This window comes from Wenzhouxiangella sp. XN79A (assembly GCF_012272825.1).
Lineage (GTDB): Bacteria > Pseudomonadota > Gammaproteobacteria > Xanthomonadales > Wenzhouxiangellaceae.
This window is the reverse complement of sequence record NZ_JAAWWS010000154.1, coordinates 43,693-52,117: the sequence shown is the minus strand read 5'-3', so window position 1 is coordinate 52,117 and position 8,425 is coordinate 43,693. Positions and strand designations below refer to the sequence as shown.

Sequence of the window (8,425 nt, the reverse complement as noted above, 5' to 3'; positions counted from 1 at the left end):
CCACGATCGTCGTTCTGTCGGCGAAGGCGTGCGCGTGGACTTTGTGAACCGTATCACACTTCTTTCGCCCTCTCAATTCAGGCGCCGGACCGATGCCCCCGTGAATTTCCCGACGGGCGCTCCGGTCGGACACCGGTTGCCCTCAGAATAGAGACCATGGATTCAAGAACCGATGCCCACCCTTTCGCAGCGCTCACGCCGGACGCCGTTCTGGAAGCCGCTGAATCTGCCGGACTTTCTACCGATGGCCGCCTGCTCGCGCTCAACAGCTACGAGAACCGCGTCTGGCAGATCGGCATCGAGGACGGGGTGCCGGTGATCGGCAAGTTCTATCGGCCGGACCGATGGAACGAACCGGCCATTCTCGAAGAACATGCATTCGCCGCCGAACTCGCCGCGGCGGGTCTTTCGGTGGTGGCGCCGATGGCCTTCGACGGAAAAACCCTGCTCGAGCACGCCGGCTTCCGCTACGCGCTGTTTCCGCGCCAGGGCGGGCATGCGCCGGAGCCGGAGCACGAGGACACGCTGAAGGCGATCGGTCACGCGCTGGGCCGGATGCACGCCGTCGGTGCGGCGCGGCCGTTCGAGCACCGCGAGACCCTGACGCCCGATGCACTCGGCCGCGAGCCGCGCGACTGGCTGCTGGACCACGACTGGATTCCGATGCACCTCGAATCGGCGTTCAAGTCCCTGACCGACGACGCGCTGGCCCACGTCGAGTCGGCCTGGTCGCGGATCGGCGAGATCCCTTCGATCCGCCTGCACGGCGACTGCCACCCGGGCAACATCCTGTGGCGCGACGCGCCGCACTTCGTCGACCTCGACGACTGCCGGATGGGCCCGGCGGTCCAGGACCTGTGGATGCTGATCTCGGGCGAGCGCGAGTGGCGCGAGCGCCAGTGGGGCTGGCTGCTCGACGAGTACTCGGTGTTCATGGACTTCGACGCGCGCGAACTCGCACTGATCGAGCCGCTGCGGGTGCTCAGGATGATCCACTACCAGGCCTGGCTGGCCCGGCGCTGGGACGATCCGGCCTTCCCGATGGCCTTCCCGTGGTTCGAGGACGATCGGCACTGGGAGACGGTGATCACCCAGCTGCGCGAACAGCTGTCCGAACTGCAGGAACCGGCGGTGACCTGGCACCGCTGAGCGCCTACTTGCTACCCCCCCCCCTTCTTTTGGTACCGTCTTTTGTGCTGGCTCGCCCAGCAATTGGCAAACAACAGTAGGTGAGCATCAATGATGTCGAAACTTTTCTATGTTTTGCTATTTAGCACTCTTGCATTTTCATCTCACGGTGACTTCAGAGCTCAAGAGGCTAAAATCGAATCTTTCTGTTCGCCCGCGTGCACTGAAGCACGGCTTTCAGATGGCCATTGGGCATTGATCACGACCGACGCTTCGGGCAAAGTACTCGACTTTCATCAAACGCGGATTCCAGAGTCGGAACCATTCGACTTCTGGCTCGAATCACAATCGACCGATACGCAGCGAAAGACTGGAGACGCGCCAAACCCTCCACCAGGGGGCACGGGAACAGTTACAGAATCGGGCAGCAATTACGGAATGGGGCCAGGCCCGAATGGGCAGCAAGTCTGGGGCATATGGTTCTGGAGCACTGCGTACATTTTCGTAGACGGTGTGCTTGTTGATGTCCAACATTCAACACACTTCCACCGGCTTCCTATTCCGCCCCCCGGCGACGATCAAATGAACTGACCCCCAGGAAGTCCGACTGAGAGTGAAACTGACTTCGGGCGGCCCAAGCAAGTGCCGCCCGAAGTCATTTCTGAACCTGACTTGCTACTTCCATCTGCGCATCGAACACCGCGATCGCGGTCATGTTGACCACCCGCCGCACGGTGGCCGACGGCGTCAGCACGTGAGCCGGGCGACCGGCGCCCATCAGGATCGGGCCGACGTTGACGCCCTTGCCGATCACGCGCGCCATGTTGAAGGCGATGTGCGCCGCGTCCTGGTCGGGCATGACGAACAGGTTCGCCTGGCCGGTCAGCATCGAGTTCGGAAACACGCGCTCGCGCACCTTCGGCATCAGTGCGGCGTCGGCGCGCATCTCGCCCTCGATTTCCAGCTCCGGCGCGCGCTCGCGAACCAGCTGCAGCACCCGGCGCATCTTCGAGGCCTGGGCATTGACGTGGCTGCCGAAGGACGAGTGCGACAGCAGCGCGACCTTCGGCGTGATGCCGAACATCCGGACCTTCTCGGCCGCCATCAATGTGATATCCGCCAGCTGCTCGGCGGTCGGGTCCGGGTTCACGTGCGTGTCGCAGACGAAGTAGGTGCCCGATTCGTTGGTCATCGCCGACAGCGCACCGAGCGTGGCGCAGTCCTCGCGCAGGCCGAGCACCTCGGTGACGTACTGCAGCTTCTTCTGGTAGCGCCCGACCACGCCGCAGATCAGCGCGTCGGCCTCGTTGCGGTAGACCATGATCGCGGCGATCACCGTGTTGCGCGTACGCACGATCGCCTTGGCCGAGTCCGGCGTCACGCCTCTTCGCTCGGTGATCCGGTGGAAGGTCTGCCAGTAGTCCTTGAAGCGTGGATCCGATTCCGGATTCACCAGCTCGAAGTGCTCGCCGGCGCGGATGCGCAGACCGGCGCGCTCGATCCGCATGTCGACCACGGACGGACGCCCGACCAGGATCGGCCGGGCCAGACCGTCGTCGACGATCGTCTGCACCGCGCGCAGCACGGTCTCTTCCTCGCCCTCGGCGAAGACCACGCGCTTCGGGTCCTTGCGCGCGGCGTCGAAGACCGGCTTCATCAGCAGGCCGGTGCGGAACACGTACTGGCTCAGCCGCTCGCGGTAGGCCTCGAGGTCCTCGATCGGCCGGGTCGCCACGCCGGAGTCCATCGCCGCCTTCGCCACCGCCGGCGCCAGCTGGACCAGCAGGCGCGGATCGAAGGGCTGCGGGATCAGGTAGTCGGGGCCGAACTTCGTCGCTTCTCCTCCATAGGCGGCCGCGGCCACGTCGCTGGCTTCCATCCGGGCCAGTTCGGCGATGGCGTGGACGCAGGCCATCTTCATCTCGTCGTTGATCACCGTCGCCCCGACGTCCAGCGCGCCGCGGAAGATGTAGGGAAAGCACAGCACGTTGTTGACCTGGTTCGGGAAGTCCGAGCGGCCCGTGGCGATCAGTGCGTCGGGCCGCGCCTCGCGGGCGACGTCGGGCATGATCTCCGGCACCGGGTTGGCCAGCGCCAGGATGATCGGCTTCTTCGCCATCCGCTCGACCATCGAAGGTTTCAGCACGCCCGGCGCCGAGACGCCGAGAAAGATGTCGGCCTTGCCGATCACGTCGTCGAGCGTGCGCGCATCGGTGTCGATCGCGTAGCCGGCCTTGCGGTCGTCCATGTCGATCTCGCGGCCGGTGTAGACCACGCCCTCGCGGTCGCAGACGACGATGTTCTCCTTGTTCAGGCCCATCGTCACCAGCAGGTCCAGGCAGGCCATGCCGGCGGCCCCGGCGCCGGAGGCGACCAGCCGGACCTTCTCGATCTTCTTGCCGACCAGCTGCAGACCGTTGACGATGGCCGCGGCGGTGATGATCGCCGTGCCGTGCTGGTCGTCGTGGAACACCGGGATGTTCATGCGCTCCTTCAGCGATTCCTCGACGTGGAAGCACTCCGGCGCCTTGATGTCCTCGAGATTGATGCCGCCGAAGGTCGGCTCGAGGCTGGCGACGATGTCGATCAGCTTGTCCGGGTCCTGCTCGTCGATCTCGATGTCGAACACATCGATATCGGCGAACTTCTTGAACAGCACCGCCTTGCCTTCCATCACCGGCTTGGCCGCCAGCGGCCCGATGTTGCCCAGGCCGAGCACCGCCGTGCCGTTGGAGATCACCGCGACCAGGTTGCCGCGCGACGTCACCTCGCGCGCGGCCAGCGGATCATCGACGATCGCCCGACAGGCCGCGGCCACGCCCGGCGAATAGGCCAGCGCCAGGTCCTTCTGGGTGGTCAGGGCCTTGGTCGCGACGATCTTGATCTTGCCCGGCGTCGGGTAGCGGTGATAGTCGAGGGCCTGTTCGTCGAAGTCGGACATGGGTAAATAGGCAGGGGAAAGGGGAGAGGGAAAAGGGGCGAGTGGGGTCGGGTTTCAGTTTTCAGTTTTCAGTTTTCAGTTTTCAGTTTCCGGTTTCCGGTTTCCGGTTTCCGGTTTCCGGTTTCCGGTTTCCGGTTTCCGGTTTCAGGTTTCAGGTTTCAGGTTTCAGGTTTCAGGTTTCAGGTTTCAGGTTTCAGGTTTCAGGCGACAGGGTGGCGGCTACAGATGATGAGGTGCGTTCGAACGCTTTCTTTGGCTCTGGCCTAATTTTCTCATCCCATCCGCCTTTATCTGTGTTCATCCGTGTTCATCTGTGTTCATCTGCGGACAAAACGCTTTTCCCGGACTCGCCCCGAACGCCGAACACCGAGCCCCGGAGCCGGGCTTCCGGAAGTCGGAAACCCGAACCCGGAAACCGTCATTTCAGCCCTCGTCGGCCTCGTTCCACTCGCCCATCGCGGCCAGGCCGTTCATGCGGGCGCGGTGGTGGAGGATCTTCTGGGCGCTGGCGCGGTTGCCCTTCGGGTCGGCGGCCCACTCGGTCAGGGCGCCGTGCTGCAGGGCGCGGCCGTAGGAGAACGACAGCGGCCACGGCAGGTCGCCGAGGTTGTTCATCGCATTGAGGTGCGCGGTGGCCTCGACTTCGGTCTGGCCGCCGGACAGGAACACGATGCCGGCGACCGAAGCGGGCACGGCGTTGAGCAGGCAGTCGACGGTGGCCTCGGCGACCTCTTCGACGCTGGCCCGATTGTCGGCCTCGCTGCCGGAGATCACCATCGAGGCCTTCAGCACCGTGCCTTCGAGCAGCACGTTGTGCTCGTAGAGCTGGTTGAACAGGGCCTTCAGCGTGGCCTCGGTCACATCGAAGCTGGTGTCCAGGTCGTGCGTGCCGTCCATCAGCACCTCCGGCTCGACGATCGGCACCAGGCCGGCTTCCTGGCACAGCGCGGCGTAGCGGGCCAGCGCGTGGGCGTTGGCCTCGATGCAGGTGCGCGACGGAATGTCGTCGCCGATCGTGATCACGGCGCGCCACTTGCAGAACGTCGCGCCCAGTTCGACGTACTCCGAAAGCCGCTCGCGCAGGCCGTCCAGGCCTTCGGTGACCTTCTCGTCGTCGAAGCCGGCCAGCGGCTTGGCGCCGGTGTCGACCTTGATGCCGGGCAGGATGCCGGCCTCGTTCATGACCTCGACGATGCGCTTGCCGTCCGGCGTCTTCTGGCGGATCGTCTCGTCGTACAGGATGGCGCCGGAGATGTAGTCGCCGAGCCCCTGGGTGGTCAGCAGCATCGAGCGGTAGTCGATGCGGTGCTCCTCGGTGTTCTCGACCTTGACCGACGCCAGCCGCTTGGCGATCGTGCCGGTCGATTCATCGATGGCGAGAATGCCCTTGCCCGGGGCGACCATGGCCTGGGCGGTGGTGACGAGTTGTTCCAGAAAATCGCTCATGTTCGGCTCCTCGAAACGACGCGATGCGACCCTGCGGCCGCGTGAAATAGGGAGTGCGCGGTATTGTAGCGGAAGCGCCGGCGGCGCCGCCCGGTCACAGGTTCTCGAACTCGCCCTGGCGATCACCGTCGCCGCCACGCTGGCCGACCGTGACGATCTTCATCGTGTTGGTGCCGCCCTCCAGTCCCATCTCGTCGCCGAGGGTGAGGATCACCCGGTCGCCCGGATCGACCAGGCCGGCCCGCAGCACGTGATCGACGGCCTGCCGGCCGGACTCGGTGCCATCGGCGGCCTCGGTGGCGAAGAACAGCGGAAAGACGTGCTGGTAGAGCCGCATCCGACGCAGGCTGGCGCGGTTCGGCGACAGCGCGATGATCGGCACCGGCGAGCGCACGCGGCTGAGCCAGCGGGCGGTCGAACCGGACTCGGTCAACGCAACGATCGCGCGCACCGGCACGTTGGCCGCGGTGATCATCGCTGCCATCGCGATCGCCTGGTCGGTGCGCTCGGGCTTCACGATCAACCGGCGCTGCGGGATCGTCGCCTGGACGTGGCGCTCGGCGCCCTCGCAGATCCGCGCCATCGCCTCGATGACCCGGGCCGGGTGACGTCCGACCGCGGTCTCGGCCGACAGCATCACCGCGTCGGTGCCGTCGATCACGGCGTTGGCCACGTCCAGCACCTCGGCGCGGGTCGGCACCGGACTTTCGACCATCGACTGCATCATCTGGGTCGCCGTGATCACCGGCCGGTTCAGCGCCAGCGAGGTCGCGATGATCTTCTTCTGCAGCCCGGGCAGCTCGGCCTCGCCGATCTCCACGCCGAGGTCGCCGCGCGCGACCAGCACCGCGTCGGAGGCCTCGATGACCTCGTCGAGATTGTCGATCGCCTCGGTGCGCTCGATCTTCGAGACGATGTGGGCCTCGCCGCCGGCGCGCCGGAGCAGCGTTCGGGCCTGCTCGATGTCGGCGGCCGAACGCGGAAACGACACCGCCAGGTAGTCGACCTGCCAGTCCGCCGCGCGCCGGATGTCGGCCTCGTCGGCCTTCGACACGCCCGGCAGCGACAGCCCGCCGCCACGCAGGTTCAGGCCCTTGCGGTCGTACAGCCGCCCGGCGGTCAGCACGGTGCAATGGATCCGCGTGCCGGCCACGCGCTCGACCTGCATCGCGATCAGCCCGTCGTCGAGCAGCAGTTCCGAGCCCGGCTTCACGTCACCGGGCAGGTCCAGGTAGGCCACGCCGACCCCGGTCCGGTCGCCGGGCGGCGGCGGGTCCTCGGCGATCAGCGTGAAGGCCTGGCCCTTCTCGAGCTCCACGGCGCCGTCGCGAAAGCGGTCGATCCGGATCTTCGGGCCGGCCAGGTCGGCCAGCACGGCCACATCGGTGTCGAGCTCGCGGGCCGCGGCGCGGACCATCCGGATGCGCCGCGAGTGGGTCTCGGGGTCGCCGTGCGAGAAATTGATCCGGACCACGTCGCAGCCGGCCCGGATCAGCGCCTCCAGCGCCTGCGGATCGTCGGTGGAGGGGCCCAGCGTGGCCACGATCTTGGTGCGTCGATTCATGACGCCAGTGTAGCGCGCGGCGATGTCGCTTCGACGACGACGCGCGGGCCCGTCAGCAAGGCGCCGACGAACGCTGCAGGGGACGCGACGAAGCGTCGGCCACGACGCGCGTGATGGCGACCGTGGACTGCAGGCGCTGGCCGGCCGTCGGCATCTGCCCGTCCTCGATCGATCGCCCGTCGATCGTGCAGTCGCGGAAGCGGATCGGCCGCCCCATGCCGCCGAACAACTCGGCGGCGTCCTGGACGTGGAAGTGCAGGTGCGGCTCGGTGCTGTGACCACTGTGGCCGCAGCGGCCGATCCGCTGGCCACAGCGCACCCGCTGGCCGACCGCCACCGGCACGCTGCCGCGGACCAGGTGGGCATACAGCGCGTACTCGCCCTCGGCGTGCCGGATCAGCACGTGGTTGCCGATGAAACTGCGCGCGGTGACGTCGCACACGCCCCAGCCGACCAGCGGCGCATCCCCGATGCGCTGCTCGACGGCCACGACCTCACCGTCGGCCGCGGCCACGATGTCGCAGCCGTAGGCGAGGTAGTCGGTCACCCTGGTGCCGCGCCCGACGTGCCGCCGGCCTTCGGCATCGGCGACCACGAAATCCAGCGCGAACCGCTGGCCGAGCACGTCCCAGGAATGCGAGGTCTTCGGCGTCGGGCCGCCGTTGCAGAGCAGCCACTCGCCGTCGAACGGCAACCGGTAGCGGACCTCGGTGGGCCGATCGCGGCCGTCGCTGCCGGTCGCGCGCTCGCGCCGCTGCAGCGCGGCGTTGCCGAACCATTGGCGAGTGACCTGGACCAGCTGGAAGGGGTTGAAGAGCAGCAGCATCTGGGTCGTGAAGAACAACGCGACCAGCCCGCGCCGACCCAGCCGACCGATCGGTCCGGAAATCGGCAGTTCGGGGGCCAAGATCGCCTCGTCGTCGTCGCCATCCCCGGCCACCGCCTTCGGCGCGGCGGCCCAGGGACCGACCTGCCCGAGCAGCGCATGCAGCGCGAAATAGCCGACCACCGGCGTCCAGCCGGGCAGCGGCCACGCCAGACCACGTGCGATCAGGGCCAGCACAGCCACGCCGGCCAGCGCCACGAGGATGCGCATCACGGCCTGCCGCCGAAGCCGCGGCGCAGCGCCGGGACCGAGCCCAGCGCCGTCCAGGCCAGCAGGAACAGTCCGGCCACGACCGCGGCCGGCAGATCGCCGTCGAGACGAAGCTCCAGCATCAGGCCGGCCGTCCAGGCCAGCAGCAAGGCAATCAGGATCCGCATGTCGGGTTCTCACACTATCGGGTGTACTGGTTAGGACGCCGGAACCGCCGTTTTTTTACATCGCCGCTTGCCGGACGGATGGC

General features: G+C 66.9%; 6 protein-coding genes. 1 reads left to right on the top strand and 5 read right to left on the bottom strand.

Annotated elements, in window-relative coordinates; all coding sequences use genetic code 11:
- The first annotated feature begins 156 nt into the window (after positions 1-156).
- Entirely contained in the window at positions 157-1,149 is a 993-nt protein-coding gene (locus HFP89_RS10745) for a serine/threonine protein kinase (RefSeq protein WP_168717664.1), read from the top strand.
- 634 nt (positions 1,150-1,783) lie between these two features.
- Here the strand turns inward: HFP89_RS10745 and HFP89_RS10740 are convergent.
- The 5 genes from HFP89_RS10740 to HFP89_RS10720 form a co-directional block, all read right to left on the bottom strand.
- Entirely contained in the window at positions 1,784-4,069 is a 2,286-nt protein-coding gene (locus tag HFP89_RS10740; protein ID WP_168717663.1) for an NADP-dependent malic enzyme, read from the bottom strand.
- 423 nt (positions 4,070-4,492) lie between these two features.
- On the bottom strand, positions 4,493-5,515 hold the full coding sequence (locus HFP89_RS10735; RefSeq protein ID WP_168717662.1) for a class I fructose-bisphosphate aldolase: 1,023 nt from the start codon (positions 5,513-5,515) through the stop codon (positions 4,493-4,495).
- Positions 5,516-5,609: 94 nt separating this feature from the next.
- Positions 5,610-7,079 (bottom strand): pyruvate kinase, encoded by a 1,470-nt coding sequence (gene pyk / locus HFP89_RS10730; protein ID WP_168717661.1) that lies wholly within the window; start codon positions 7,077-7,079, stop codon positions 5,610-5,612.
- Positions 7,080-7,131: 52 nt separating this feature from the next.
- Positions 7,132-8,175 carry a M23 family metallopeptidase gene (locus HFP89_RS10725; RefSeq protein ID WP_240956325.1) on the bottom strand — a complete coding sequence of 348 codons (1,044 nt, stop codon included), beginning with the start codon at positions 8,173-8,175 and terminating at the stop codon, positions 7,132-7,134.
- A complete protein-coding gene (locus tag HFP89_RS10720; protein WP_168717659.1) occupies positions 8,175-8,342 on the bottom strand; it encodes a hypothetical protein in 168 nt (55 codons plus the stop codon). Before HFP89_RS10720 ends, HFP89_RS10725 begins: the two co-directional genes overlap by 1 nt.
- Between the last annotated feature and the right edge of the window lie 83 nt (positions 8,343-8,425).

What these genes read in the sequence shown, in the direction of transcription:
- HFP89_RS10745 (WP_168717664.1), top strand. Translation starts at nt 157, where the DNA reads ATGGATTCAAGAACCGATGCCCACCCTTTCGCAGCGCTCACGCCGGAC.
- HFP89_RS10740 (WP_168717663.1), bottom strand. Translation starts at nt 4,069, where the DNA reads ATGTCCGACTTCGACGAACAGGCCCTCGACTATCACCGCTACCCGACG.
- HFP89_RS10735 (WP_168717662.1), bottom strand. Translation starts at nt 5,515, where the DNA reads ATGAGCGATTTTCTGGAACAACTCGTCACCACCGCCCAGGCCATGGTC.
- pyk (WP_168717661.1), bottom strand. Translation starts at nt 7,079, where the DNA reads ATGAATCGACGCACCAAGATCGTGGCCACGCTGGGCCCCTCCACCGAC.
- HFP89_RS10725 (WP_240956325.1), bottom strand. Translation starts at nt 8,175, where the DNA reads ATGCGCATCCTCGTGGCGCTGGCCGGCGTGGCTGTGCTGGCCCTGATC.
- HFP89_RS10720 (WP_168717659.1), bottom strand. Translation starts at nt 8,342, where the DNA reads ATGCGGATCCTGATTGCCTTGCTGCTGGCCTGGACGGCCGGCCTGATG.